Origin of the sequence: Streptomyces sp. NPDC093094 (assembly GCF_044754345.1) — a bacterium.
Classification (GTDB): domain Bacteria; phylum Actinomycetota; class Actinomycetes; order Streptomycetales; family Streptomycetaceae; genus Streptomyces.
This window is the reverse complement of sequence record NZ_JBIVOX010000002.1, coordinates 15,713-39,203: the sequence shown is the minus strand read 5'-3', so window position 1 is coordinate 39,203 and position 23,491 is coordinate 15,713. Positions and strand designations below refer to the sequence as shown.

25 protein-coding genes and 1 tRNA gene are annotated in these 23,491 nt (G+C 72.0%); 14 read left to right on the top strand and 12 right to left on the bottom strand.

What is annotated here, in order from left to right; translation table 11 throughout:
- The first annotated feature begins 262 nt into the window (after window positions 1–262).
- The 6 genes from ACIQGV_RS03060 to ACIQGV_RS03035 all read left to right on the top strand — a co-directional run bounded on the left by ACIQGV_RS03060 (window position 263) and on the right by ACIQGV_RS03035 (window position 4,704).
- Complete coding sequence (locus ACIQGV_RS03060; protein WP_402489635.1) at window positions 263–700, top strand: DUF3052 domain-containing protein; 438 nt, start codon at window positions 263–265, stop codon at window positions 698–700.
- Between the two features lie 123 nt (window positions 701–823).
- Window positions 824–1,282, top strand: a complete 459-nt coding sequence (locus ACIQGV_RS03055) for a peroxiredoxin (protein ID WP_402489632.1) — start codon at window positions 824–826, stop codon at window positions 1,280–1,282.
- 111 nt (window positions 1,283–1,393) lie between these two features.
- Window positions 1,394–1,969 (top strand): calcium homeostasis/redox stress adaptation protein, encoded by a 576-nt coding sequence (locus tag ACIQGV_RS03050; protein ID WP_402489629.1) that lies wholly within the window; start codon window positions 1,394–1,396, stop codon window positions 1,967–1,969.
- 108 nt (window positions 1,970–2,077) lie between these two features.
- The gene (locus ACIQGV_RS03045; protein WP_402489626.1) at window positions 2,078–2,653 is read left to right on the top strand and encodes a TerD family protein; all 576 of its coding nucleotides are present in this window, start codon (window positions 2,078–2,080) and stop codon (window positions 2,651–2,653) included.
- Window positions 2,654–2,703: 50 nt separating this feature from the next.
- The gene (locus ACIQGV_RS03040; protein WP_402489624.1) at window positions 2,704–3,849 is read left to right on the top strand and encodes a DUF475 domain-containing protein; all 1,146 of its coding nucleotides are present in this window, start codon (window positions 2,704–2,706) and stop codon (window positions 3,847–3,849) included.
- Between the two features lie 117 nt (window positions 3,850–3,966).
- Window positions 3,967–4,704 (top strand): Tellurium resistance, encoded by a 738-nt coding sequence (locus tag ACIQGV_RS03035; protein WP_402489622.1) that lies wholly within the window; start codon window positions 3,967–3,969, stop codon window positions 4,702–4,704.
- Between the two features lie 113 nt (window positions 4,705–4,817).
- On the opposite strand, the gene ACIQGV_RS03030 is transcribed toward ACIQGV_RS03035, so the two are convergent.
- Window positions 4,818–5,591, bottom strand: coding sequence for a TerD family protein (locus ACIQGV_RS03030; RefSeq protein ID WP_402489620.1), 774 nt, complete (start codon window positions 5,589–5,591; stop codon window positions 4,818–4,820).
- Window positions 5,592–5,778: 187 nt separating this feature from the next.
- Here ACIQGV_RS03030 and ACIQGV_RS03025 point away from each other — a divergent pair, with 187 nt between their 5' ends.
- The 3 genes from ACIQGV_RS03025 to ACIQGV_RS03015 are packed head-to-tail and all read left to right on the top strand — an operon-like array spanning window position 5,779 to window position 10,264.
- Entirely contained in the window at window positions 5,779–6,951 is a 1,173-nt protein-coding gene (locus ACIQGV_RS03025; RefSeq protein WP_402489619.1) for an HpcH/HpaI aldolase/citrate lyase family protein, read from the top strand.
- Between the two features lie 14 nt (window positions 6,952–6,965).
- Complete coding sequence (locus ACIQGV_RS03020) at window positions 6,966–9,455, top strand: phosphoribosyltransferase (protein ID WP_402489616.1); 2,490 nt, start codon at window positions 6,966–6,968, stop codon at window positions 9,453–9,455.
- The gene (locus tag ACIQGV_RS03015) at window positions 9,455–10,264 is read left to right on the top strand and encodes an HAD family hydrolase (protein ID WP_402489614.1); all 810 of its coding nucleotides are present in this window, start codon (window positions 9,455–9,457) and stop codon (window positions 10,262–10,264) included. The genes ACIQGV_RS03020 and ACIQGV_RS03015 overlap by 1 nt, the downstream gene beginning before the upstream one ends.
- Before the next feature lie 28 nt (window positions 10,265–10,292).
- On the opposite strand, the gene ACIQGV_RS03010 is transcribed toward ACIQGV_RS03015, so the two are convergent.
- The 4 genes from ACIQGV_RS03010 to ACIQGV_RS02995 all read right to left on the bottom strand — a co-directional run bounded on the left by ACIQGV_RS03010 (window position 10,293) and on the right by ACIQGV_RS02995 (window position 13,526).
- On the bottom strand, window positions 10,293–10,502 hold the full coding sequence (locus ACIQGV_RS03010) for a zinc ribbon domain-containing protein (protein WP_402489611.1): 210 nt from the start codon (window positions 10,500–10,502) through the stop codon (window positions 10,293–10,295).
- Window positions 10,503–10,511: 9 nt separating this feature from the next.
- Window positions 10,512–11,105 carry a DUF4383 domain-containing protein gene (locus tag ACIQGV_RS03005; RefSeq protein WP_402489609.1) on the bottom strand — a complete coding sequence of 198 codons (594 nt, stop codon included), beginning with the start codon at window positions 11,103–11,105 and terminating at the stop codon, window positions 10,512–10,514.
- Window positions 11,106–11,198: 93 nt separating this feature from the next.
- Window positions 11,199–12,617: a hypothetical protein gene (locus ACIQGV_RS03000; protein WP_402489607.1), complete on the bottom strand. Its 1,419-nt coding sequence runs from the start codon at window positions 12,615–12,617 to the stop codon at window positions 11,199–11,201.
- A 96-nt stretch (window positions 12,618–12,713) separates the two neighbouring features.
- Window positions 12,714–13,526 (bottom strand): DUF4097 family beta strand repeat-containing protein, encoded by an 813-nt coding sequence (locus ACIQGV_RS02995; RefSeq protein ID WP_402491006.1) that lies wholly within the window; start codon window positions 13,524–13,526, stop codon window positions 12,714–12,716.
- A gap of 222 nt (window positions 13,527–13,748) precedes the next feature.
- On the opposite strand from ACIQGV_RS02995, the gene ACIQGV_RS02990 reads away from it, so the two are divergent.
- Window positions 13,749–13,820: transfer RNA gene (locus ACIQGV_RS02990), tRNA-Val, on the top strand.
- 74 nt (window positions 13,821–13,894) lie between these two features.
- Here ACIQGV_RS02990 and ACIQGV_RS02985 read toward each other — a convergent pair.
- The 3 genes from ACIQGV_RS02985 to ACIQGV_RS02975 form a co-directional block, all read right to left on the bottom strand.
- A complete protein-coding gene (locus ACIQGV_RS02985; protein WP_402489604.1) occupies window positions 13,895–14,224 on the bottom strand; it encodes a hypothetical protein in 330 nt (109 codons plus the stop codon).
- 121 nt (window positions 14,225–14,345) lie between these two features.
- Window positions 14,346–15,245, bottom strand: a complete 900-nt coding sequence (locus tag ACIQGV_RS02980) for a ketopantoate reductase family protein (RefSeq protein ID WP_402489601.1) — start codon at window positions 15,243–15,245, stop codon at window positions 14,346–14,348.
- Between the two features lie 59 nt (window positions 15,246–15,304).
- Window positions 15,305–16,090 carry an MBL fold metallo-hydrolase gene (locus ACIQGV_RS02975; protein WP_402489599.1) on the bottom strand — a complete coding sequence of 262 codons (786 nt, stop codon included), beginning with the start codon at window positions 16,088–16,090 and terminating at the stop codon, window positions 15,305–15,307.
- A gap of 627 nt (window positions 16,091–16,717) precedes the next feature.
- Between ACIQGV_RS02975 and ACIQGV_RS02970 the strand changes: the two genes are divergently transcribed.
- Window positions 16,718–16,948 (top strand): DUF2277 domain-containing protein, encoded by a 231-nt coding sequence (locus tag ACIQGV_RS02970; RefSeq protein ID WP_402489597.1) that lies wholly within the window; start codon window positions 16,718–16,720, stop codon window positions 16,946–16,948.
- 55 nt (window positions 16,949–17,003) lie between these two features.
- Here the strand turns inward: ACIQGV_RS02970 and ACIQGV_RS02965 are convergent, their stop codons facing one another.
- Window positions 17,004–17,618 carry a DedA family protein gene (locus ACIQGV_RS02965; RefSeq protein ID WP_402489594.1) on the bottom strand — a complete coding sequence of 205 codons (615 nt, stop codon included), beginning with the start codon at window positions 17,616–17,618 and terminating at the stop codon, window positions 17,004–17,006.
- A gap of 388 nt (window positions 17,619–18,006) precedes the next feature.
- Between ACIQGV_RS02965 and ACIQGV_RS02960 the strand changes: the two genes are divergently transcribed.
- The gene (locus ACIQGV_RS02960; protein ID WP_402489591.1) at window positions 18,007–18,555 is read left to right on the top strand and encodes a superoxide dismutase family protein; all 549 of its coding nucleotides are present in this window, start codon (window positions 18,007–18,009) and stop codon (window positions 18,553–18,555) included.
- 63 nt (window positions 18,556–18,618) lie between these two features.
- Here ACIQGV_RS02960 and ACIQGV_RS02955 read toward each other — a convergent pair whose 3' ends face one another.
- The 3 genes from ACIQGV_RS02955 to ACIQGV_RS02945 all read right to left on the bottom strand — a co-directional run bounded on the left by ACIQGV_RS02955 (window position 18,619) and on the right by ACIQGV_RS02945 (window position 21,602).
- Window positions 18,619–19,074 carry a DoxX family protein gene (locus tag ACIQGV_RS02955; RefSeq protein ID WP_402489589.1) on the bottom strand — a complete coding sequence of 152 codons (456 nt, stop codon included), beginning with the start codon at window positions 19,072–19,074 and terminating at the stop codon, window positions 18,619–18,621.
- A gap of 157 nt (window positions 19,075–19,231) precedes the next feature.
- Complete coding sequence (locus ACIQGV_RS02950) at window positions 19,232–20,881, bottom strand: alkaline phosphatase D family protein (protein WP_402489586.1); 1,650 nt, start codon at window positions 20,879–20,881, stop codon at window positions 19,232–19,234.
- Window positions 20,882–20,957: 76 nt separating this feature from the next.
- Window positions 20,958–21,602 (bottom strand): HNH endonuclease family protein, encoded by a 645-nt coding sequence (locus ACIQGV_RS02945; RefSeq protein WP_402489584.1) that lies wholly within the window; start codon window positions 21,600–21,602, stop codon window positions 20,958–20,960.
- A gap of 375 nt (window positions 21,603–21,977) precedes the next feature.
- On the opposite strand from ACIQGV_RS02945, the gene ACIQGV_RS02940 reads away from it, so the two are divergent.
- A complete protein-coding gene (locus tag ACIQGV_RS02940) occupies window positions 21,978–22,559 on the top strand; it encodes a TMEM165/GDT1 family protein (protein WP_402489581.1) in 582 nt (193 codons plus the stop codon).
- Between the two features lie 184 nt (window positions 22,560–22,743).
- Window positions 22,744–23,415, top strand: a complete 672-nt coding sequence (locus ACIQGV_RS02935) for an HAD-IA family hydrolase (RefSeq protein ID WP_402489578.1) — start codon at window positions 22,744–22,746, stop codon at window positions 23,413–23,415.
- The last annotated feature ends 76 nt before the right edge of the window (window positions 23,416–23,491 follow it).

Sequence of the window (23,491 nt, the reverse complement as noted above, 5' to 3'; positions counted from 1 at the left end):
GGTATGTCACTGGAACCCCGTTCGGATCTCGTACCCGGATATGATTCCCAAACGCCCAAAGCGGGCAGATAGGTGTGGTGTGCGTCACCTTCGGCCGCGAGGGCATGCCTGGAGTTGCGGTGACACGGCCAGGATCGTCACCGTTTCGGCGGTCTCGGCGGCCGGGTACTTGCGCGATCCGCCCCGCCCGTGTGGACTACGGCCAATGCTTCGCGCACGCGCGTGGCTGAGTTATTCCCAAGACATGATCAGGAGGCAACCCGTGAGCGCGACCGCGGACCACGCGGAGGAGCGGACCAGCCCTGCCGGCAGGCTGGGTTTCCAGCCCGAGCAGGTGGTCCAGGAGATCGGCTACGACGACGACGTCGACCAGGAGCTCCGCGAGTCCATCGAGGAAGCCACAGGCAACGACCTGGTGGACGAGGACTACGACGACGTGGCCGACGCCGTGGTGCTGTGGTTCCGTGACGATGACGGCGACCTGACGGATGCGCTGGTGGATGCCACCACGTACATCGAGGAAGGCGGCGCGATCCTGCTCCTCACCCCGAAGACGGGGCGTGGGGGCTACGTGGAGCCGAGCGACATCTCGGAAGCCGCGACGACGGCGGGGCTGTCCGCCTCCAAGAGCGTCAGCGTGGGCAAGGACTGGAGCGGCAGCAGGCTGGTGACGCCGAAGGCGGCCAAGTCCAAGAAGTGACTCCGGCCAGGCCGTGAACACCGAGGACGGGTCGAGTCTCGCTCGGCCCGTCCTTCGGCATGCGCCGGCCGCCTCGTAGGGTTGTCCCCACCCGAACAGCCCCACCGAAGGGAATTTCCCGAGATGACCGTCCAGGTCGGCGACAAGGCTCCGGACTTCGAGCTCAAGGACAACCACGGCCGCACCGTGAGGCTGTCCGACTTCCGCGGCGACAAGAACGTGGTCCTGCTCTTCTACCCCTTCGCCTTCACCGGCGTGTGCACCGGCGAGCTGTGCGAGGTGCGCGACAACCTGCCGAGGTTCGCCGACCGCGACACCCAGGTGCTCGCCGTCTCCAGCGACTCCATCCACACCCTGCGCGTCTTCGCCGAGCAGGAGGGCCTCGAGTACCCGCTGCTGAGCGATTTCTGGCCGCACGGCGAGGCCGGCCGGGCCTACGGCGTCTTCGACGAGGACAAGGGCTGCGCGGTGCGCGGCACCTTCGTCATCGACAAGGAGGGCGTCGTGCGCTGGACCGTCGTCAACGGTCTGCCGGACGCCCGTGACCTGAACGAGTACGTCAAGGCGCTCGACACCCTCTGATTCTTCACCCCGGGGTCTGCAGGGTCGGGGAACCCGTCACTAGGATCGACTCGTTTGATCCGTTACCAACGCACGACGGGGCACCCGCCCCTGGACACCAATGGAGGACTCGTGGGAGTCAGCCTCAGCAAGGGCGGCAACGTATCGCTGACCAAGGAGGCCCCGGGCCTGACCGCGGTCATCATCGGTCTGGGCTGGGACGTGCGCACCACGACCGGCACGGACTTCGACCTGGACGCCAGCGCGCTGCTGCTGAACAACACCGGCAAGGTCGCCAGCGACGCGAACTTCGTCTTCTTCAACAACCTCAAGAGCCCCGACGGCTCGGTCGAGCACACCGGTGACAACATCACCGGTGAGGGCGAGGGCGACGACGAGCAGATCAAGGTCAATCTCGCGGCGGTGCCGGCCGACGTCGAGAAGATCGTCTTCCCGGTGTCGATCTACGACGCCGAGAACCGCCAGCAGTCCTTCGGCCAGGTCCGCAACGCGTTCATCCGCGTCGTGAACCAGGCCGGCGAGGCGGAGATCGCCCGTTACGACCTCAGCGAGGACGCGTCCACCGAGACCGCGATGGTCTTCGGTGAGCTCTACCGGCACGGCGCGGAGTGGAAGTTCCGTGCCATCGGCCAGGGTTACGCCTCGGGCCTGCGCGGCATCGCGCAGGACTTCGGTGTGAACGTCTGACCGTCCGGGTCGTCCGAGAAGGTCACTGTCCGGCGTCGCACGGTTTACGTGCGGCGCCGGACGCGCAGGACAGCCACATAAGCATCACCTCGGGGAGGGACCAGCAACATGGGCGTCACGCTCGCCAAGGGAGGAAACGTCTCCCTGTCCAAGGCCGCACCGAACCTCACACAGGTGATGGTCGGGCTCGGCTGGGACGCTCGCTCCACCACCGGAGCCGACTTCGACCTGGACGCCAGCGCCCTGGTGTGCAGCGGCGGGCGGGTCATGGGAGACGAGTGGTTCGTCTTCTACAACCAGCTCACGAGCCCGGACGGCTCGGTGCAGCACACCGGCGACAACCTCACCGGTGAGGGCGACGGCGACGACGAGTCACTGATCATCGACCTGCACAAAGTCCCGGTCCAGTGCGACAAGATTGTTTTTCCGGTCTCGATCCACATGGCCGACGAACGCGGCCAGACCTTCGGACAGGTCAGCAATGCCTTCATCCGCGTCGTGAACCAGGCCGACGGCCAGGAACTCGCCCGTTACGACCTCAGCGAGGACGCGTCCACCGAGACCGCGATGATCTTCGGTGAGCTGTACCGCTACCAGGGCGAATGGAAGTTCCGGGCGGTAGGGCAGGGGTACGCGTCGGGTCTGCGGGGCATCGCTCTAGACTTCGGAGTCAACGTTTCGTAAAGCCGAGTGCGGCGCGGGGGAATCCCGTACACGTACGGATTGGGTAGCCAGTGGTTCTGAAAACCTTCGGCTGGTCGTTCGCGGTCACCGCGCTCGGCCTGGTCGCGGCGGTCCTCTACGGGGGGTGGACCGCCTTCGGCATCGTGGCGATCCTCTCGGTCCTGGAGATCTCGCTGTCGTTCGACAACGCGGTGGTCAACGCCGGAATCCTGAAGAAGATGAATGCCTTCTGGCAGAAGATCTTCCTCACGATCGGCGTTCTCATCGCCGTGTTCGGTATGCGCCTCGTCTTCCCCGTGCTCATCGTCGCCGTCAGCGCCCAGCTGGGGCCGATCGAGGCGGTCGATCTCGCGCTGACCGACAAGGACAGATACGAGGAACTCGTCACCGACGCTCACCCGGCGATCGCCGCGTTCGGTGGCATGTTCCTGTTGATGATCTTCCTGGACTTCATCTTCGAGGACCGGGAGATCAAGTGGCTGAGCTGGCTGGAGCGCCCTCTGTCCAAGCTCGGCAAGGTCGACATGCTGTCGGTCTGCGTGGCGCTGATCGTCCTGCTCGTCAGCGCGATGACCTTCGCGACCCAGGCGCATCTGCACGCCGGGCATGCCGACAAGGCTGAGACGGTGCTGCTGTCCGGCATCGCCGGTCTCATCACCTACATGGTCGTCGGCGGTCTCTCCGGCTACTTCGAGGACAAACTCGAAGAGGACGAGGAACGCGAGCACGAGGCCGAGGAAGAGGCCGAGCGCACGGGGAAGCCGCGCTCCGCGGTGGCCCTCGCCGGCAAGGCGGCGTTCTTCATGTTCCTCTACCTGGAGGTCCTGGACGCGTCCTTCTCCTTCGACGGTGTCATCGGCGCCTTCGCCATCACCAACGACATCGTCCTGATGGCCCTCGGCCTCGGCATCGGCGCCATGTACGTCCGGTCGCTCACGGTCTACCTGGTCCGCCAGGGCACCCTCGACGACTACGTCTACCTGGAGCACGGCGCCCACTACGCCATCGGCGCCCTCGCGGTGATCCTCCTGGTCACGATCCAGTACCAGATCAGCGAGATCATCACCGGCCTGATCGGTGTCGTCCTGATCGGCTGGTCCTTCTGGTCCTCCGTCCGCCGCAACCGCGCACTGGCGGCCGCGGAGGGAAAAGCGGCGGGCTCGGACGAGAAGACTGAGGTCTCGTCCGGGGTGTGACAGCCTGACGGGCGAGGAACGCTTCCGGCGGGGCGGTGTCGAGGACGAGTCCTCCGACGCCGCCCCGCCGGGCTTTTCCACCGAGACCTCGACAACCGGGGACCACAGGGGGCGGACATGGGTTGGCTGGACGGACTGCGGGGCGGGCGCGAGGCCCAGTTCGACTCGGGCAGCGCGTCGAGCAACGCGATCGAGCTCACCAAACGGCACAGCCAGGTCTCCCTGACCAAACAGGGCGCGGCGACCGGGCATCTGCGCATCAACCTGGCCTGGCGGATGCGCACCTCCGACATCGGCGGCCCCCAGCGGGAGAGCCTGCTGCGCCACCCCTTCAAGGCGCTCAGGCCGCCCGAGGTCCTCGGACACAGCCAGAGCATGGTCAACGTCGACCTCGACCTCGGCTGCCTGTACGAGCTGCAGAACGGCACCAAGGGCGTCGTACAGCCCCTCGGCGGCTACCTCGGCGACGTCAACGCCGCGCCCTACGTCAAGCTCAGCGGCGACGACCGCTTCGGCTCCGGGTCCGGCGAGACCATCTACGTCAACCTCGACCACCGCGACCAGATCAAGCGCCTGCTGGTCTTCGCCTACATCTACGACCAGACCCCCGCCTTCGACCGCACCCACGCGATCGTCACCCTCTACCCCAGCAACGGCCCCCGCATCGAGATCAGCCTCGACGAACGCCACCCCCAGGCCCGCTCCTGCGCGGTCGTCCTCATCGAGAACGTCAAGGACGAGATCATGGTCCGCCGCGAGGTCAAGTTCGTCTACGGCTTCCAGGCGGAACTGGACCGCCTCTACGGCTGGGGCCTGCAGTGGGGCAGGGGCTACAAGACGAAGGCCGAGAGGTGAGGACGGCAGGGGGCGCGGGACCGTGCCGATGCGCGGCCCCGCCGCGGGTGCGACCGGCCGCGGACGGGGGAGAGCCGTGAAGGCGGGACACCCCGGCCGGGAAGCGCGGCAGGCTACCGCCCGATGAACTGAGGCCCCTGCGGAGGCAGCCGGAACTCCCCCGTGGGCGCCGCGGGCACCGGCTGCGGATACCCGTACGCAGGCGGCGCCCCCGCGGTCTGCGGATAGCCGTAGGCCGGCGGCGGATACCCGTACCCCGGCTGCTGGGGCACCCCGGTCGTGGGAGCCTCCGGGGGAAGCGGCTGGGACGCCTCCGGCACGGTCGTCGCGGCCTCGCCCTCCGACTCGTCCACGGAGATGCCGTAGTCCGTGGCCAGCCCCTTCAGCCCGTCGGAGTAGCCCTCCCCGAGCGCCCGGAACTTCCACCCCTCGCCGCGCCGGTACAGCTCCCCGCAGATCAGCGCGGTCTCCTGCCCGGTCTGCGGCGTGATGTCGAAGTACGCCATCGGGTCCGCGCTCTCCCCCGCCGACACGTCGTACAGCGAAATCCGCAGGGAACGTACGCGGTCGAAGGTGACCCCGTCCGCCGAAGCGACCAGCAGAATCCGGCCGACCCCGGACTCGACACCGGTCAGGTCCGTCTGGATCGTGTCGGTGAGGCCGTCGGCGACCCGCTTCTTGCCGAGCCGCCACACCTGCCCGGAGGGGTGCCGGGGCTGGTTGTAGAAGACGAAGTCCTCGTCGGAGCGCACACGCCCGTCGAGGCCGAGGAGCAGCGCCGAGGCGTCGACGTCCGGAACACCCTGCCCGGGCGTCCAGCGCAGCACGGCACGCACCGTGGTGGCTTCGACCGGGACGTTCGACCCCTTCAGCATCGCGTGCGTCATACGGTCATCCTGCCTTCTCGGTCCTGGCCACGACAATGCGGGGGTGTGATGGTGGTGGGTAGTGCCGTGCGGGCCCCCGTTACCTGAAATTCATGCCCTGCGGGAACCCGCGACATCGAGACCTACGTACTATTACCGGCCACCCATCAACACCTCACAGGCCATTCCGACACCACGGGGGAGCTTCATGCGTCATTTCGGGCACATCGCCCCTGAGGTACGGCAGCGCCTCTTCCACCAGCAGCCGTGCGAGTTCACCGCCGCCTCCCCGGCCCGGCTGCTGTCCGCCGCCCTGGGCGCCACGCTGTACAGCCCGGCCACCCGGCCCCGGCTCGCCGACGACATCGTCAAGCAGTCGGCCCGCGGTGTCGTCTCGATGGTCCTGTGCCTGGAGGACTCCATCGACGACGCGGACGTCGCGGGCGGCGAGGAGAACCTGGTCCACCAGTTCACCGAGCTGGCCCGCCGCACCCCGTACGCCGACGACCCGCCGCTGCTGTTCATCCGCGTGCGCACCCCCGAGCAGATCCCCGACCTGGCCGCCCGCCTCGGGCCCGCGGTCCGGCTGCTGTCCGGCTTCGTCATGCCGAAGTTCACCGAGGAGCGCGGCATCCCCTTCCTGGAGGCGCTCACCGCCGCCGAGGCGGCCTCCGGGCACCGCCTGTTCGCGATGCCGGTGCTGGAGTCGCCCGAGCTGCTGTACCGCGAGTCCCGCGTGGAGACCCTGGAGGGCATCTCCCGCGCCGTCGACAAGTACCGCGGCCGCGTCCTGGCCCTGCGTCTCGGCGTGACCGATTTCTGCTCCTCCTACGGCCTGCGCCGGGCCCCCGACATGACCGCCTACGACGTCCAGATCGTGGCCTCCGTGATCGCCGACGTGGTGAACATGCTGGCCCGCGCCGACGGCACCGGCTTCACGGTCACCGGCCCGGTCTGGGAGTACTTCCGCGTGCAGGAACGTATGTTCAAGCCCCAGCTGCGCCGCAGCCCCTTCCTGGAGGGACAGGCCGAGGAACTGCGCGAGGCGCTGCTCGAACACGCCATGGACGGACTGCTGCGCGAGATCACCCTCGACCAGGCCAACGGCCTGACCGGCAAGACCTGCATCCACCCCTCCCACGTACTGCCCGTGCACGCGCTGTCCGTCGTCAGCCACGAGGAGTACAGCGACGCCCAGGACATCCTGCGGCCGGAACGCCTCGGCGGGGGTGTGCTGCGCTCGGCGTACACGAACAAGATGAACGAGGTGAAGCCGCACCGCGCCTGGGCCGAGCGGACCATGCTGCGCGCCGAGGCGTTCGGCGTGGCCCGCGAGGACGTCGGGTTCGTGGAGCTGCTCGCCGCCGGGATACCCGGCTGAAGACACAGGAACTCATGAATCACTCAGAGTCAGAGAACGACGGAGTCTGGTCCGGCACCTGGGTCGCCGAGCGGCTCGGGGTCGCCCTGGAGGGCGACGACAGCCTGCCGGCGCTGCTGGGCCTGGCCCTGCGCCGCAATCCCAAGCGGGCGCACCTGCTCGTGTCCCACGTGCTGGGCAAGCACGTGCCGCAGTTCCCGTCCGTCGTCCACGGCCACGGCTTCGCGCTCGGCCGCCGGGTGCGCGACCTCCTCGGCCCCGGGGAGGCGGCCCGCGCGGTCGTGCTCGGCTACGCCGAGACCGCCACCGGCCTCGGCCACTGCGTCGCCGACGGCCTCGGCGGCACCCCCTACCTGCACTCCACCCGCCGCCCCGTGCACGGCGTGGCCCGCGCGGGCGGCTTCGAGGAGTCCCACTCCCACGCCACCTCCCACCTGCTGCTCCCGGAGGACCCGTCCCTGCTGGTCGGTGACGGCCCCCTGGTCCTCGTCGACGACGAGTTCTCCACCGGCAACACGGTCCTGAACACGATCAGGGACCTCCACGAGCGCTACCCGCGCCGGCGGTACGTCGTCGTCGCCCTGGTCGACATGCGCTCCCCGGCGGACGCGGGACGCCTGGAGGAGTTCGCGCGGGAGATGGGCGCGCGGGTGGACCTCGTCGCCACGGCCTCCGGCACGGTGCGCCTCCCGGAGGGGGTGCTGGAGAAGGGCCAGGCCCTGGTGGCGCGGTACGAGGCCGAGAGCGCCGCGCGAGCAGCCGGCGACGGCCCGCAGCCGTCCGGCGACCTCAAGCCCCACGGCGAGATCACGCGGGTCGACCTGAACTGGCCCGCCGGCCTCCCCGACGGCGGCCGCCACGGCTTCACCCCGGCCCACCGCGAGCGCCTGGAGTCCGCCCTCCCCGAGATGGCCGCCCGACTGGCGGCCGCCCTCCCCGAGGACGCCCGCCGCGTCCTGGTCCTCGGCAACGAGGAGCTGATGTACGCCCCGCTCCGCCTCGCCCACGCGCTGGAACAGCGGCTGCCCTCGGCGGAGATCCGGTTCTCCACCACCACCCGCTCACCCGTCCTCGCCGTCGACGACCCGGGCTACGCCATCCGCACCCGGCTCGTCTTCCCGGCCCACGACGACCCCGCCGACGGACCGGGCGACCGATACGCCTACAACGTCGCCGGCGCGGGCTTCGACACCGTCGTCGCCGTCGTCGACTCGGCCGGCGACACGCCCGCACTGCACGCCCCCGACGGCCTGGCGGCCCAGCTCGCCGCCCACACCTCACAGGTTCTGGTCGCGGTCGTGCCCTCGTACGTCCCCGAGCCGCTGCACCTCCCCGAAAGGCCCGCCATGCTCCCCGAGCCCCTCCGCGGCCCCGCCTTCTCCTCGTACGCCCCCGAGGAGGTCGGCTGGCTGCTCCAGGACCTCTCGGACGTCACGCTGGAGGCGCCGACCGAGGAGCGCGAGGAGGCCATCCAGAGCGGCGGCGCGCACTACGCCGAGTCCCTGCCGGTGGAGTACCAGCCCAGCGAGCAGTACCAGGAGCTGTTCCACGCCGCCCTGGACGCCTCCGCGGACCGGCTCGCCCGGGCGGTCGGCGCGGTCACCGAGCTGGTGCTCGCCGAGCGGTCGCCGCGTCCGGTGCTGGTGTCCCTGGCCCGCGCGGGCACCCCGGTCGGTGTGCTGATGCGCCGCTGGGCGCAGCACCGGCACGGCCTGGACCTGCCGCACTACGCCGTCTCCATCGTGCGCGGCCGCGGCATCGACGCCAACGCGCTGCGCTGGCTGGCCGCCCACCACGACCCGGCCGACGTCGTGTTCGTCGACGGCTGGACCGGCAAGGGCGCCATCACCAGGGAACTGGCCGCCGCGATCGAGGAGTTCGAGGCCGGGGGAGGCCCGGCCGGGTTCGACCCGGAGATCGCCGTCCTCGCCGACCCCGGCTCCTGCGTCCGCACCTACGGCACCCGCGAGGACTTCCTCATCCCCTCCGCCTGCCTCAACTCCACGGTCTCCGGCCTGATCTCGCGTACGGTACTGAGGTCCGACCTGGTCGGACCCGACGACTTCCACGGCGCGAAGTTCTACCGCGAACTCGCCGGCGCGGATGTGTCGGTGCACTTCCTCGACGCGGTGTCCGCGCGTTTCCCGGAGGTCGCCGACGCCGTGGACGCGACGGTGAAGGAGCTGCAGTCCGGCGACCGCGAGCCCACCTGGGAGGGCTGGAAGGCCGTCGAGCGGATCAGTGAGGAGTACGGCATCCACGACGTCAACCTGGTCAAGCCCGGCGTCGGCGAGACCACCCGGGTGCTGCTGCGCCGGGTGCCCTGGAAGATCCTCGCCCGCACCGGTGCGGGCGCCGACCTGGACCATGTGAGGCTGCTCGCCGACCAGCGAGGGGTCCCCGTGGAGGAGGTCTCCGACCTGCCCTACACCTGTGTCGGGCTCATCCATCCCAAGTACACGCGCGGCGCGACGGGCGCCGACGGAAAGGCGGTGGCGCTCTGATGCCGGTGCTGGTGGCGAGCGATCTGGACCGTACGCTGATCTACTCCTCGGCGGCCCTCGCGCTGACCATGCCGGACGCGCGGGCGCCCCGGCTGCTGTGTGTGGAGGTGCACGAGAGCAGGCCGCTGTCGTTCATGACGGAGACGGCGGCCGGGCTGCTCGCCGAACTCGGTGACGCGGCCGTGTTCGTGCCGACGACGACCCGGACCCGCAAGCAGTACCAGCGCATCAACCTGCCCGGCCCGCCCCCGCGCTACGCGATCTGCGCCAACGGCGGCCAGCTGCTGGTCGACGGTGTCACGGACGAGGACTGGCACGCGGCCGTCACGGCCCGCCTCGCCGAGGAGTGCGCGCCCCTGGAGGAGATCCGCGACCATCTGGCGGTCTCCGCCGATCCGCTGTGGGTGCGCAAGCACCGGGTCGCCGAGGACCTCTTCGCCTACCTCGTCGTCGAGCGGGAGCTGCTGCCCGAGGAGTGGGTGAAGGAGCTCGCGGTCTGGGCGGAGAACCGCGGCTGGACGGTGTCGCTCCAGGGCCGGAAGATCTACGCCGTTCCCAAGCCGCTGACCAAGAGCGCGGCGGTGCGCGAGGTCGCCCGGCGCACGGGAGCGGACCTGACGCTGACGGCGGGCGACTCCCTCCTGGACGCCGACCTGCTGCTGGCCGGCGACCGGGGCTGGCGCCCGGCCCACGGAGAACTCGCCGAGGCCGACTGGGCGGCCCCGGCGGTCACGGCTCTCCCGGAACGCGGAGTGCTGGCGGGCGAGCGGATCCTGAGGGAGTTCCTGAGGGCGGCGAGGACGTCCTAGGGGAAGCGAGGACTTCCCGGAGGAAGGGTCAGCCGCAGCATCCTCCGCCACAGCACCCGCCCCCGCCGGAGGCCGCCGCGGGGGCGGAGGCGGCACCTCCGACAGCGACGGCCGACAGCAGTTTGACCGTGTCACCGTGCCCGGCGGGGCACGCGGCGGGGGCGGAGGACTCCGCCATGGGACGGCTCAGTTCGAACGTGTCGCCGCAGGTGCGGCAGCGGTACTCGTAGCGAGGCATGCGCACAGGTTAACCGGCTCCACCGGGCCGGCCGGGGTCCTTCGGCGGCAGCGACGCACGGGTCACCGCTCCCGGCGCCGGCGCCTTCTGCTCCGCCTCGGCCAGCCCGGGGTTGCGGGCCCGCCAGTACGGATTGTCGTGCGGCAGCGCGGAACCGACCCGGCCGTACATCCCGAAGAACATCAGCAGGATGCCGACGACGAAGCTGAACATCACGTTCTGGATCTCGAAGGCGAGGAAGTTGTAGTCGGTGTCCAGCAGCGCCATGTTCAGGAAGCCGCTGAGGATGAACAGAATGCCGAGTGACATGTTCAGCGTGGACGCGAAGTTCCCGCCGATGACCATGCCGACGAACAGCAGCACACCGACGCAGATCGACAGCACGCTGAGCGCGCCGTTGGTGTTGAGGCCGACGACCGTGTCGCCGCCGGTGTCGAAGAAGCCGATGTTGTTGGTCAGCCCGAGGATGCCGAAGGCGAGCAGCGCCAGGCCCATCAGGCCCGCCCCGACGCGATAGAACTTGCTCAGCCGATGGTCGACGGGAAGGTGTTCGTCGAGCCTGATCCGCCGTCGCGATCCTGAGTGGAGCGCGTGTGTGGCCATGTCCGCCTCCCTTGGGTGCGGTGTGAGCGGCCTACTGCGTACCCCCAAATATCCGCCCGGCCCACCCGATGGCGCAAACGGCGTGCCCGGAGGTCAGTGGGCGGTGCCGCGCTCCTCGCGGATCTGTGCCACCACCCGCGCCACGGTCTGCCGCACCGCCTCCGTCTCGGTCAGGAAGTGCCAGTAGTCGGGGTGGCGCCCCTCCAGCGTGCCGATCGCCCGCTCCAGCCGGGCCACCGAGTCGTCCAGCGGGCGGGCGTGCCGTGGCTCCGGGGTGTTGCGCCCGGTCATGGCGAGGCGCTGGGCGTCCCGGATCGCGAACCGGGTCCGCTCGATCTCCTGCTGCGGGTCCTTCTGCACGGCGTTCAGCCGCGCGAGCCGGTCCCCGGCCGCCGAGACCGCCTCGTCGGTGCTGTCCAGCAGGGCCCGTACGGTCGACAGCAGCGCGGTCGCGTCCGCCCACCGCTGTCCGTCCCGCGCGGTCCGTGCCTCGGCCAGCTTCCGCTCGGCCTGCCGTACATGCTCCCCGGCCTGCTCCGGCACGGGCTGGAGGTCCTGCCAGCAGGCCGCGGCGAACCGCCGCCGCAGTTCGCTGAGCACCGGTTCGACCTGCTCGGCCCGGGTGGTGAGCGCCTGGGCCCGGGTGCGCAGCGACACCAGCCGGTGGTCGATCTCGGCGGCCCGCTCGGGCAGCCGCTCCGCCTCCGCGCGGATCGCCCCGGCCTCCCGGGACACCCGCTCGGCCCGCTCCAGCGTCTGCGGCACCCCGTGCTGACCCGCGCCCTGGTTGAGCCGGGTCAGTTCGGGCGCCAGGGCCGCGAGGCGGGCGGCGAGGTCGTCCGCGCGCAGGCCCGAGCCGCGCACCGCGTCCAGCGCGTTCGAGGCGGCCAGCAGGGCCTGCCGGGCCCGCTCCACGGCGGGGGCCAGCCGGGCCAGCTGGGTCTCTGCCTTGCCGAGCAGCGGGCCGAGGCTCTGCTCGAACCGGTCGAGGTCCTGCCTGACCCGGGCCAGCTCGTCCCGGGCGGCGGTCAGCTCGGTGCGGGCGCGGGCGGCGGCCGACGCCTCCAGGTCGTCGCGGTCGAGGTCGTGGGCGTCGACGGCCTGGATGTAGCGGTGGCTGGCCTCGTCGATCCGGCGGCCCAGGTCCGTGAAGTCGGCGGCGGCCCGCCGGGCGGCGGGGGAGTCGTCGACGGCGGCGATCGTCTCGATCGAGATGCGCAGGTCCCTCTGGGCGGTGTCGAGTTCGTAGAACGCGGCCGCCGCGTCGTCCTTGGCGGCCTGTGCCTCGGCGCGCTGGGTCTCCGCCCGTCCGCCGAACCACCGCCGGGTGCCGCCCCCGGCGAAGGCTGCGGGCAGGGCCAGCGCGAGGGCCAGCGGCAGCGCGGCGAGGGTGACGGTGTCCCGGAGCGCCCGCCGGCCGGCCGGGGCGAGGACGGTCCGCACCGCGTGCCGCACGGGGCGGCGGGCGCGCCGCTTCGACGGCGAATACGGCTGCGGTGGTGTCGCCGTCACATCCCTCTCCCGTGCTGTCGCGCCCTGCCGGTGTCATTCTCCCACCGGTTAATGACGAACACACGGGCCCGACAGTTCGCGAAACGGAGGACGATTTCAGTCCCGGGCGCGGACCGTGATCTTCCCGTCGCCCGTGTGCGCGGAGATCACGTGGGTGCTGGAGTCGTCACGGGGGACTCCCACGTCGATGCCTCCGTCGCCCGTCCGCGTGCTCACCCGGTAGGCGGCCCGGGGCAGTTCGACGGTGACGGAGCCGTCGCCGGTGCGGGTGTCCACCAGGTCGGGGACGGTGCTCAGTTCCAGCTGGACCGAGCCGTCGCCGGTGCGGGCGCGGACCTGGCGGGCGGCGACCTCGGCGCGTACGGAGCCGTCGCCGGTGTGCAGGTCCAGCGGGCCGCTGCTGTCGGTGACGTGGACCGAGCCGTCGCCGGTGCGGATGCTGAGGGCCTCCTCGAAGCCGCTCGCCCGGACGCTGCCGTCCCCGTCCTCGACCTCGACCGCGATGCCGCGGGGCACCTCGATGCGGTGCCGGGACTCGCAGTCGGCGATGAACCCGCTGCAGTCCAGCCGGAGTCTGAGCCGGTCGTCGGTCATGGACCAGCTGACCTGCGGACTGTCGCCGAGCACCACCTTTCCGGCGAACCACCGGGTGACCTCGACGCGGTCCTGCGGGCCGCCGTCCACCGAGACGATCTCCAGCGCCGAGTCGTCGGAGTCGATGGTGAGGGTGCGGCCCTGGAGGGCGAAGGAGCGCCGCTCGGGCTCCGTGTCGTCGTCCGGGGACGCGCATCCCGCGAGCGCGGCGAGGCAGACGGCGGTGGCGCCGACGGCGAGGGCGGTGCGTGCGGCGAGGGCGGTGCGTGCGGTGCGGGCGGTGCGTGCGGTGCGGGCGGTGACGGAGCGGTCCATGACGATGTCCCCCTGGAAGACGGCTGCGCGGTCCCTGGTCCGCGCCACATCCCGACCGTACGGACCGCGCACCGGCCGGGGGATCCGGGCCGCTCCCGGATCCATGGTGGGGTTTTCCCCAGGAACGCCTCCGGGCCGGGCCCGGACTCCGGGGCAGCCGGCGTCCCGTATACGGGTTTGCGGGGCACCCTCCCCGGCAATGTAGGCTGTCGACTCGTTCCGGGGTGCGTAGCTCAGGGGTAGAGCGCCTGCCTTACAAGCAGGATGTCGGCGGTTCGAAACCGTCCGCGCCCACGACGTGAACGGCCCCCCGGAGTGATCTCCGGGGGGCCGTTCCGCTGTCCGTGCCTCCGCTGTCCGCGGCCTGGTCAGTCCGGTTCCCGTGCGTGCTTGAGCCGGGAGCGGGCGTCGACGCGGTCGGGGCCGGAGATCTCCGACCAGAAGCGGTGCGTGGTGACGAACACCGCGAGTTCGTGCTCACGGCGTCTCAGCTTCTCCACCTCGGCCTGTTCGTCCTCCGTCCAGCCCGGGGAGGCGGGACGCTCGACCTTGCGCCAGCCGCCGGAGTCGCTGAATCCGTCCACCGGCTCCACGGACCAGGGAAGACGTTTCAGCAGGGCCGACAGCTCGGCCCGGACCTGATGCAGTTCCTCCTGACCGGCTAGCAGGTCGCTCGGGAAGTCGTAGGTCGTCGCCACACGGCAATGCTACGCCTGTTCGATTTTGAGGTGCGAGTTCCTTCGGGTGGTTCACGCGAACGAGTGGCTCGAACGGGTGCCCGAGAAAACGGGTTGTTCCGGGCACCCGTCCGCAAGGGGATCAGCGTCCGGCCGCCAGTTCCCCGACCAGCCTGGCCGCGACCGGCACCGGCACTCCGTGACGCTCCGCCGCACGCAGCAACGCGCCGCCGATCGCGTCCAGTTCGAGCGCCCGGCCGGCCTCGGCGTCGCGCTGCATGGAGGACTTCGTGGCCGGCGGGAACGCGTCGTAGCGGGCGAGCGCCCCGGCCGGGTCCGCCGGGCCGCCGCTCGCTCCGCTGACCGCCGCGGTCTCCTCGACCAGGGCGGTCAGTTCGGCGCGGTGCGCGGTGCGCACCTCGCCCAGCGGGAGCCCGAGGCGGGTGGTGAGCAGCGCGAAGGGGGCGAGGAAGGACATCTTCGCCCACAGTGCCGCCGCCTCGTCCGGCACCACCTGGGTGACCGGGCCGGCGTCGCCGAGAGCTGCCGCGAGGGCGTGCAGACGCCCGTCCGGCACCGGGTCCCCGGCGAGGTCGATCTGGACGAACGGGCTCGTGTGCTCGATCTTCCCGGGGGCCACGCGGGTGGACTCCACGCGGATGACCGCGGGCGCGACCTGGTCGGCGGGGTAGCGCTTGCGCAGGGTGGCCGGGTGCTCGACGCCGTTGAGGAACGGCACGAGCAGACCGTCGCCCAGGGCGTCGGCGGGAACCCGCGCGAGGGCCTCGTCGAGGGCGGTGTGCTTGACGGCGACCAGACAGGCGTCGACCGGCTCGCGCAGCTCGGTGTCGGCCTCGACGACGGCGGTGAAGTCACCGAAGACGCCGCTGCGGACGCCGATCCCGTCGGTGCGCAGGGTCTTCGCGGTCTGCTCGCCGGCCAGGCAGATCACCCGGTGGCCCGCGCGGGACAGCAGGGCGGCGAGCAGGCCGCCCACCCCGCCGGGGCCGAGTACGGCGATGCTCAGGTTGTCGTGCGCCATGCGATGTGGCTCCTTCTCATCGGTCGGCCCCGGTACGGTGGCCGCCTCCTTGTCGATCATTACAGAGGCGGCAGGACCACGGAAGCGCCCGGCGTGAGCAGATGCAGCCGCTCGGCGAGACCGGCCGCCTCGAACGCCTTGGTCAGCACGGAGCCGTCCTCGCTGAGGTGGGCCCAGTGCTCGAAGTGCAGCGGCACGACGTGCCGGGCGCCGAGGATCCTCGCCGCCTCGGCCGCGTGCTCGCTGGTCAGCGTCAGCGGAACGCCCGGGACGAGGGGGGTGAGGGCGGCCCCCGCGAACAGCACCGCCACGTCGAACGGGCCCTCACGGCCGGCGATCTCGCGGACCCGGTCCAGGGAGGCGTTGTCGCCGCTGACGTACACCTTGGGCAGGCCCTCGCCCGACAGCACGAACCCGGTGACCTCGCCGACGAGCGGCTCCGAGCCCTCGGGGCCGTGCAGCGCGGGCACGGCGGTGACGCGCAGGGCGCTGCCGGGGACGTCCCGCCGGGGCAGCTCCACGTGCTCCCACGGGGCGAGACCGCGCACGGGGGTGCCGATACGGCCCTGTGCGGACGGCGTGGACAGCACGAGCGGCACCTCGGCGAGGTGGGCGCGGCCGGAGGTGTCGAGGTTGTCCGGGTGCTGGTCGTGGGACAGCAGCACGGCGTCCACCACGCCGACCTGTTCCCTGCCGAGCGCCGGTCCCGCCTTCTTCACCTGGGTGCGCGTGCCGATGACGTACGAGCCCGGCTCGTCGAAGGTCGGGTCGGTCAGCAGCCGTACGCCGCCCAGGGTGACGAGAGCGGTGGGGCCGCCGATGTAGGTGATCTCCGTAGTGGTCATGATCGGCACAAGTGCCGTACGGCCGGAGCTATTTCCTCCGTTGGAAGGGGGTCGCGGGAGGGCCCGGAGAACCGGCGGACGCGGCCTCGCGAGCGCACCGGCACGGCCCGGGAAACGGCCCGGATCCCGGCCCCCGGACGGTCGATCGGGGCAGACGGAAGACGGGCGGGGCCGGACGGAAGGCGAAGAGGAGGGCGGACGAGGCGGGACGGAAGACGGGCGGGGCCGGACGGAAGACGGGCGGGGCCGGACGGAAGGCGAAGAGGAGGCGAAGGGGGGCGAAGGAGAGACGGACGGGGCCGGACGGAAGGTGAAGAGGAGGGCGGACGAGGCCGGACGGAAGACGGGCGGGGCCGGACGGAAGGCGAAGAGGAGGCGAAGGGGGGCGAAGGAGAGACGGGCGGGGCCGGACGGAAGGCGAAGAGGAGGCGAAGGGGGGCGAAGGAGAGACGGGCGGGGCCGGACGGAAGGCGAAGAGGAAGCGGACGGGACGAAGAGGAAGCGGACGGGGCGAAGGAGAGGCGGGCGAGGCCGGACGGGAGGCGGACGGGGACTGGCGGAGGCGGCCCGTCGCCCTGTCCCGGCCGTTCGCCTGCGCGGCCGCTTTCCCGGCGCAAGACTGGGGGCATGTGCCGCAGCATCAAGACCCTCCGCCCGCCCGCGCTGCCTGAGGAGGCGACCCAGGACGAGATCCGGGCCGCCGCCCTCCAGTACGTCCGCAAGGTGTCCGGCTTCCGCGCGCCGGCCGCCCACAACCGTGAGGTGTTCGAGCAGGCCGTGGAGGCCGTCGCCGAGGCGACGGCCGAACTGCTGTCGGGCCTGGAGGTACGCGGCCCGGCCGTCCGGCGGGCGGGCTGACCGCACGGGCGGGCCGACCGGACGGGGCCCGTACGGCGGGCCCGTGGTCCCGCCCCTACGCCTCCCGCGGCCTGCGCATCAGATACGCCGCCGCCGACCCCGCCCCGAACAGCGCCAGCACCGACACCCCGGTCGCGAGCCAGCCCGCGCCCAGCCAGTGCGCGCCGAAGTAGCCGAGGGCGACGCTGTACGCCGCCCAGGACAGGCCCGCGAGCGCGGACCAGGGGAGGAAGTCGCGGGCCCGGCTGTGGGCCGCGCCCGCGCCGAGCGAGACCACCGAACGGCCGGCCGGGGCGAACCGGGCGAGGACGACCAGCGCGCCGCCGCCCTGCGCCAGGGCCGCGCCGAGACGTTCCTGCGCGAGGGACAGCCGCCGGGAGCGGGAGATGGCCCTGGCCACCCGGCTGCCGTCGCGCCAGGCCAGCCGGTACGCGACGAGGTCGCCGAGGACCGAGGCGGTGGCGGCGCAGAGGGTCAGGGCCAGGATGTCGGGCACGTCATGGGGGACCCGGCCGGTCGCGGCGCCGGACCCCGCGGCCGCCGCGGTGGCACCCATGATCACCAGTACACCGCTGGGCAGTACGGGCAGGAACACATCAAGCAGGACGGAGGCACCCACCAGGGCGTAGATCCATGGACTGCCGGTCAGTGACCCCAGACTCTCGAACACGCGACGACTCCCCCGTACTTCCCCCCGTGACCCGGCCTGCCGCGCCGGTGTGCGGGGAGCGGCAAAGGGGCCTTTGACAGCCATACAGCGTACGCCGGGGGTGTGACAGGGGGTTCACAGGGGGCGTGTGTGTCGCCACACAGCGTTCACCCGGTCGGCCCGGCCGGGAGGCGTCCGCGGCGGGTGTCGCGTAGCAACGGATGGGGGCGATCGCCCTGGATCGGCCGGGAACCGGCCGGGCGCGGCACCGGAACGGCCGGACGTGGAGCCCGGAATGCCAGGATCATCCGCAGGTCGTCCGGAGATCGACCGGAGATCGACCGGCGGTCGACCGGCGGTCGACCGGAACGGACGCGGAAGCGACCGAGGGCGAGGGACGGTGGAGGTCATGCGGACAGCGCTCTGGGCCGCGGCGGCGGCCGCGACGCTGCTCGCGCCGGCGGGCTCCGCCGGCGCGAGCGGAATTCGAGCGGACGGCTACCGGATGAGTACGCAGGCTCGGTTCGCCCCGCCCGCCGCGTTCGTCCCGTCGGCGGCGATCACCTACGACATGGACCTGGTCCCGGCCGCGGCCCGGATCGAGGTCGCCCAGGAGACCGAGCCCCTCGGGGCCACGACCGTACGGCTGGCGGTCGAGGGGCTGGAGCCGGGCCGCGCCTACGGCGCGTACGTGCACCGGGAGCCGTGCGGGCCCGGACCGGCCGCGGCCGGGGGCCGCTACCGGCATGTGCCGGGCACCGGTGAGGATCATGTCCACGCCGGGAACGAGGTCTGGCTGAACTTCACCCCCGGCGGGGACGGCGCGGCCGCGGCGACCGCCCGGCACGGCTGGGGATTCCGGCGGGGCGAGGCGTCCTCCGTCGTCCTGTACGACGGGACCGGGGGCGCGGCGGCGCCCGTGGGGTGTTTCACCGTGCCGTTCGGCTGGGTCGCGTAGGGGGCGGCCGCCGGACGCGGGACGGCGCCCTCCCGGGGAGAAGGGCGCCGCCGTGGCCACGGATCAGGCGGTGACGGCCGGGGACCTCTCCGCCGTCGGCTGCGCCTGCTGCGCGGAGCGGCGCGCGAACAGCCGGTCCAGGCCGAAGGCGCCGGAGCCGGTGAAGACCAGCAGGAAGAACGTCCAGCAGAACATCGCCGACGCCTCGCCGCCGTTCTCCAGCGGCCACAGAGCGGCGCTCTGGTGCACGTCGAAGTAGGCGTAGGCCATCGAGCCCGAGGCGAGGAACGCGGCGGCGCGGGTGCCCAGGCCCAGCAGCACCAGGGTGCCGCAGACCAGCTGGATCACGGCCGCGTACCAGCCGGGCCAGGTGCCCGCGTCGACGGTGCCGCCGGAACCGGCCGCGCCGCCCAGGACGCCGAAGAGCGAGGCGGCGCCGTGGCAGGCGAAGAGCAGGCCGACGACCATGCGGAACACGCCGACGACGTACGGCTGGGCGGAGTTCAGTCGTTCGGTCATGGTGGGGGGTCTCCTTCGGTCGGACCGGTCCGGGGAACGGACCGGCCGGGGACGGGCCGAGCGGACGCCCTCACGTTAGGGGGACCTCACTAATGCTTGCAACTTCAACATTTAGCCACTCTTGACGCGTTCCGCACCGTGCGTGCCGCCCGCCGTCTCATGCCTCCGGGTCCTCCGTGAGCCGCACCTCCTCCACCGTCACCAGCCGCGCCCCGCCGCGCCGGGCCCGGGCCTGTTCCAGCCGCAGCCGGGCGTCGCGCCCGCGCAGGGTGAGGGTCATGAGCTGGTTGCCGAACCACGGCCCGCCCGTCCTGCGCCAGTCGATCGGGGAGCGCGGCACCACGCCGTGCCCGCCGAGCCGGCGGCCCAGCCGCCGCACGAGCCTGCTCCAGCCCAGCCGGAAGCCGAGCTTCATCGTGCGGGGCACCGAGTTGTGCACGGGTGAGCAGGTCAGCTGGACCACCCGGGCGTCGGGGCCGGGGCCCTGCGGCCAGGACGGCTCGGCGGCGTAGGCGTGATGGACGTCGCCGGACAGGACGCACACCGTCGCGGGCGCCCCCGGCCCCGAGCCCGCCTCGGCGACCAGCGACGCGAACGCCGCGAAGGACTCCGGGAACGCCGCCCAGTGCTCCATGTCGGCCGCCCGCCGCAGCCGCTCCCCGAAGCGGGCCGCGCGCGGACCCCGTTCGCCCCGGCACAGCGCCGACGCCCAGCCCTCGGCGTAGTGCATGAGATAGGGCAGCAGCCAGGGCAGGGAGGTGCCGATCAGGAGGTGGTCGCACGTGCCCGGCGCGTCCAGCGCCTGGGTCCGCAGCCACTCCTCCTCGCCGGGGTCGAGCATCGCGCGCTCGTCCTCCGCGAGCACCCGCGCGGCGCGGCTGTCCACCATCAGCACCCGCACCCGTCCGAAGTCCCGCCGGTAGCTCCAGCGCACGGTGGACGGCTCGGCGTCGGCCCGGCAGGCGAAGGCGCGCAGCGCGTCGGTGCCGTCGGGGGTCTCGCGCACGGCGGCGTAGAGCGGGTCGGCGGCCAGTTCGGCCGGGGTGAGATTGCCCAGGTGCTGATGGACCCAGTACGACATCAGCCCGCTCAGGATCCGCTCGCGCCACCACGGCGTGTCCCGCATGTCGGCGACCCAGGCGGCGGAGGTGTTCCAGTCGTCGACGATGTCGTGGTCGTCGAAGATCATGCAGGTCGGCACGGTGGACAGCAGCCAGCGCACCTCCGGGTCGAGCCAGGACTCGTAGTAGAGGCGGGTGTACTCCTCGTAGTCCGCGACCTGGCTGCCCGGCGCCTCCTCCGGGTCGCGTCGCGCCGCCAGCCACCGGCGGGTCGCCGGGGAGGTCTCGTCCGCGTACACCTGGTCGCCGAGCAGGAGCAGGACGTCCGGCCGCTCGGCCTGCGGATCGGCCGCCAGGCGTACGGCGAGGGTGTCGAGCGCGTCGGGGCCGACCGGGTCGTGGCCGTCGGCCGGGGGAGCGGCCCAGCGGCAGGAGCCGAAGGCGACCCGGACCGGACCGTCCTCGCCGGCCGGCCGGATCTCGGAGGGAGGGAAGGGCGAGTCGGGCGGCGGCCACACGGGCGCGCCGTCCAGGAGGACCTCGTACGCCGTCGAGGTGCCGGGCGTGAGGCCGGTCACCTCGACCAGGGCGTAGTGATGGCCCGCGATCTGGAAGGTGCGCGCGCCGCCGCGGGCGCCGTCGGCGCAGCGCACCTCGGTGGTGCACGGGCGGCTCGTCTCGACCCAGACGGTCGCGGACGAGCCGCCCGTGTATCTCAGCAGTGGTCCCAGCCGGAGTTCCACCACACCGACCCCCTTCCGCGTCGCCCCGTACGGTACGGAACGACAGGGGTCCGCGGGGAGGTGGCGTGCGGGACCGGGATCAGCAGGAGGCCAGGTGGTTCGTCAGCGCGGCCTTCTCGGCGGAGTCGACCGAGAGGCCGTAGTAGTACTTCACCTGGACCCAGGCGCGCACATAGGTGCAGCGGTAGGCGGTGCGCGAGGGCATCCAGGTGGCCGGGTCCTGGTCGCCCTTGGCCTGGTTGACGTTGTCGGTGACCGCGATGAGCTGCGGGCGGGTCAGGTCGTTGGCGAATGCCTGGCGGCGGGAGGTGGTCCAGCTGCCGGCGCCGGAGTCCCATGCCTCGGCGAGCGGGACCAGGTGGTCGATGTCGAGGTCGGAGGCGGCCGTCCAGGTGGCGCCGTCGTAGGGGGAGTACCAGCTGCCGCCGGTGGCGGCACAGGCGGAGTCGGTGACGACGTTCGAGCCGTCCCGCTTGAGGACCGTCTCGCGCGTGTTGCAGGCGCCGGAGACGGTGATCCAGTGGGGGAAGAGGTCGCGGTCGTAGCCGGTGCGGTTCTCGGTCGCGACGGTGAGGGTCGCGAGGTAGCTGCGGGCGGTGGCGCCGCTGACGGGGGTGGGGAGGGCGGCGGAGGCGGCGGGGCCGTTGAGCAGGCCCGCGGAGGCTATGAGGGCGGTGAGCGCGGCGAGCGCGCCCAGACGTCGACGCGCGTAGAACCTGGGCATGCGAACTCCCTTGCGATGTGGGGGTGCGGGCGTGCGAGCGAGGGAATGCTCGCGGGGGTGTGTTGCGTACAGATGTGCGCCCGGTGAGAAGCTAGTGATGCGTGCATGACATGACAAGGTTCGGGATCGAACTTTCGCTCGCGTACCATGGGAGGCGCAGAAGGGGAGTAGCTCTTCGCCGGACCGTCGACATACTGCTCAGCTCAGCTGGGCCGGCGCCCGGAGCCGGGTCCTCGTGGATCCCGGCCAGCGAGACCTTCGGCAAGCAGTGCACGCCCGTGCGTACGGCACGGGTGACGTGTGCTGCCCTTGCCGAGGTCGCGTACGAGGAGTTCACGCACTCTCGGCGGGGTGGCCCCGACCGATTGAGGAACCTTGATCAGCCTGTCCGTCACGGCGCTCGTCTTCGGCGTCGTCTTCCTCGCCGAGCTGCCGGACAAGACCGCGCTCGCGGGCCTCGTCCTCAGCACCCGCTACCGCGCCTCCTACGTCTTCGCGGGCGTCGCCGCCGCCTTCGCACTGCATGTCGCGCTCGCCGTCGCGGCCGGCAGCGTGCTCACGCTGCTGCCCCAGCAGCTTCTGCACGCCCTGACCGGTGTGCTCTTCCTCGGCGGCGCGGCGATGCTGCTGCTGAAGAAGGACGAGGACGAGGAGGAGGTCCGCCGGCCGGAGAACCAGTCCTTCGTGAAGGTCGCCGGGGCCGGGTTCATGCTCATCCTGGTCGCCGAGTTCGGCGACCTCACCCAGATCATGACCGCCAACCTCGCCGCCCGTTACGACGATCCGCTGTCGGTGGGCCTCGGCGCGGTGCTCGCCCTGTGGGCGGTCGCCGGACTCGGCATCGTCGGCGGAAAGGCGCTGATGAAGCGGGTGCCGCTGCGGCTCATCACCAAGGTCGCCGCCCTGCTGATGCTGGGCCTCGGGCTGTGGAGCCTGTGGGAGGCCGTCACCGGCTGAGCCGGGCGGTGCGAGTTGAACAGAAGGTGAAGATTTCGGGGGGAGGTGGCGAGATGCCCGAGTTGTTTTGTACCGTGGAGGAACAAAGTGGTCCCCGCCTGTTTTCCCTGACCGGCGGGCGGGGCCGCCTTGTTCTCCCCGGGGCCCGCCCCCGCACCCCCTGAACCGCGCTTGGAGCCAGTCGATGTCGGCCACCACCGTGCTCACCGCCCGCGCCCTCCTGCTCGACATGGACGGCACCCTCGTCAACTCCGACGCCGTCGTGGAGCGCATCTGGCGTCGCTGGGCGAAGCGGCACGGGCTCGACGGCGACGAGGTCATGAAGGTCGTCCACGGCCGTCAGGGCCACGCCTCCATGGCCCTGCTGCTGCCGCACCGGACCGCGGAGCAGAACCACGCCGACAACGCGGACATGCTCGCCCAGGAGACGGCCGACCTGGACGGCGTCGTGCCGGTTCCGGGCGCGCGCGAGTTCCTCGCCGCCCTGCGGGGGCTGCCGCACGCGCTCGTGACCTCGGCCGACGTCGGCCTGTCCACCGCGCGCATGGCCGTCGCGGGGCTGGCGCTGCCCGAGGTCCGGGTCACGGCCGAGTCCGTCGGCGCCGGCAAGCCCGACCCGGAGGGGTTCCTCAAGGGCGCCGCCGAGCTCGGGGTCGCCCCTGAGGACTGCGTGGTCCTGGAGGACTCCGGCGCGGGCATCGCGGCCGGTCACGCCGCCGGCATGCGCGTCCTCGGCATCGGCCCCCGCGCGGGCGTCCACGGCCCCGACGCACTCGCCCTCGACCTCACGCAGGTCCGGGTGGAGACCGGGCCGGGAGGTCTGATCCGGCTGACGGTGACGGAGACCCGGGCGTAGGCCCTTCGGTCCGGGGGCGGGCCGGTGCCCGGTGCGGGACCGGTGCGGGGCCGGTGCGCAATGCCCCGGGCCCGGG

What these genes read in the sequence shown, in the direction of transcription:
- ACIQGV_RS03055 (WP_402489632.1), top strand. Translation starts at nt 824, where the DNA reads ATGACCGTCCAGGTCGGCGACAAGGCTCCGGACTTCGAGCTCAAGGAC.
- ACIQGV_RS03045 (WP_402489626.1), top strand. Translation starts at nt 2,078, where the DNA reads ATGGGCGTCACGCTCGCCAAGGGAGGAAACGTCTCCCTGTCCAAGGCC.
- ACIQGV_RS03035 (WP_402489622.1), top strand. Translation starts at nt 3,967, where the DNA reads ATGGGTTGGCTGGACGGACTGCGGGGCGGGCGCGAGGCCCAGTTCGAC.
- ACIQGV_RS03030 (WP_402489620.1), bottom strand. Translation starts at nt 5,591, where the DNA reads ATGACGCACGCGATGCTGAAGGGGTCGAACGTCCCGGTCGAAGCCACC.
- ACIQGV_RS03025 (WP_402489619.1), top strand. Translation starts at nt 5,779, where the DNA reads ATGCGTCATTTCGGGCACATCGCCCCTGAGGTACGGCAGCGCCTCTTC.
- ACIQGV_RS03020 (WP_402489616.1), top strand. Translation starts at nt 6,966, where the DNA reads ATGAATCACTCAGAGTCAGAGAACGACGGAGTCTGGTCCGGCACCTGG.
- ACIQGV_RS03015 (WP_402489614.1), top strand. Translation starts at nt 9,455, where the DNA reads ATGCCGGTGCTGGTGGCGAGCGATCTGGACCGTACGCTGATCTACTCC.
- ACIQGV_RS03010 (WP_402489611.1), bottom strand. Translation starts at nt 10,502, where the DNA reads ATGCCTCGCTACGAGTACCGCTGCCGCACCTGCGGCGACACGTTCGAA.
- ACIQGV_RS03005 (WP_402489609.1), bottom strand. Translation starts at nt 11,105, where the DNA reads ATGGCCACACACGCGCTCCACTCAGGATCGCGACGGCGGATCAGGCTC.
- ACIQGV_RS02995 (WP_402491006.1), bottom strand. Translation starts at nt 13,526, where the DNA reads ATGGACCGCTCCGTCACCGCCCGCACCGCACGCACCGCCCGCACCGCA.
- ACIQGV_RS02980 (WP_402489601.1), bottom strand. Translation starts at nt 15,245, where the DNA reads ATGGCGCACGACAACCTGAGCATCGCCGTACTCGGCCCCGGCGGGGTG.
- ACIQGV_RS02975 (WP_402489599.1), bottom strand. Translation starts at nt 16,090, where the DNA reads ATGACCACTACGGAGATCACCTACATCGGCGGCCCCACCGCTCTCGTC.
- ACIQGV_RS02970 (WP_402489597.1), top strand. Translation starts at nt 16,718, where the DNA reads ATGTGCCGCAGCATCAAGACCCTCCGCCCGCCCGCGCTGCCTGAGGAG.
- ACIQGV_RS02960 (WP_402489591.1), top strand. Translation starts at nt 18,007, where the DNA reads ATGCGGACAGCGCTCTGGGCCGCGGCGGCGGCCGCGACGCTGCTCGCG.
- ACIQGV_RS02955 (WP_402489589.1), bottom strand. Translation starts at nt 19,074, where the DNA reads ATGACCGAACGACTGAACTCCGCCCAGCCGTACGTCGTCGGCGTGTTC.
- ACIQGV_RS02945 (WP_402489584.1), bottom strand. Translation starts at nt 21,602, where the DNA reads ATGCCCAGGTTCTACGCGCGTCGACGTCTGGGCGCGCTCGCCGCGCTC.
- ACIQGV_RS02935 (WP_402489578.1), top strand. Translation starts at nt 22,744, where the DNA reads ATGTCGGCCACCACCGTGCTCACCGCCCGCGCCCTCCTGCTCGACATG.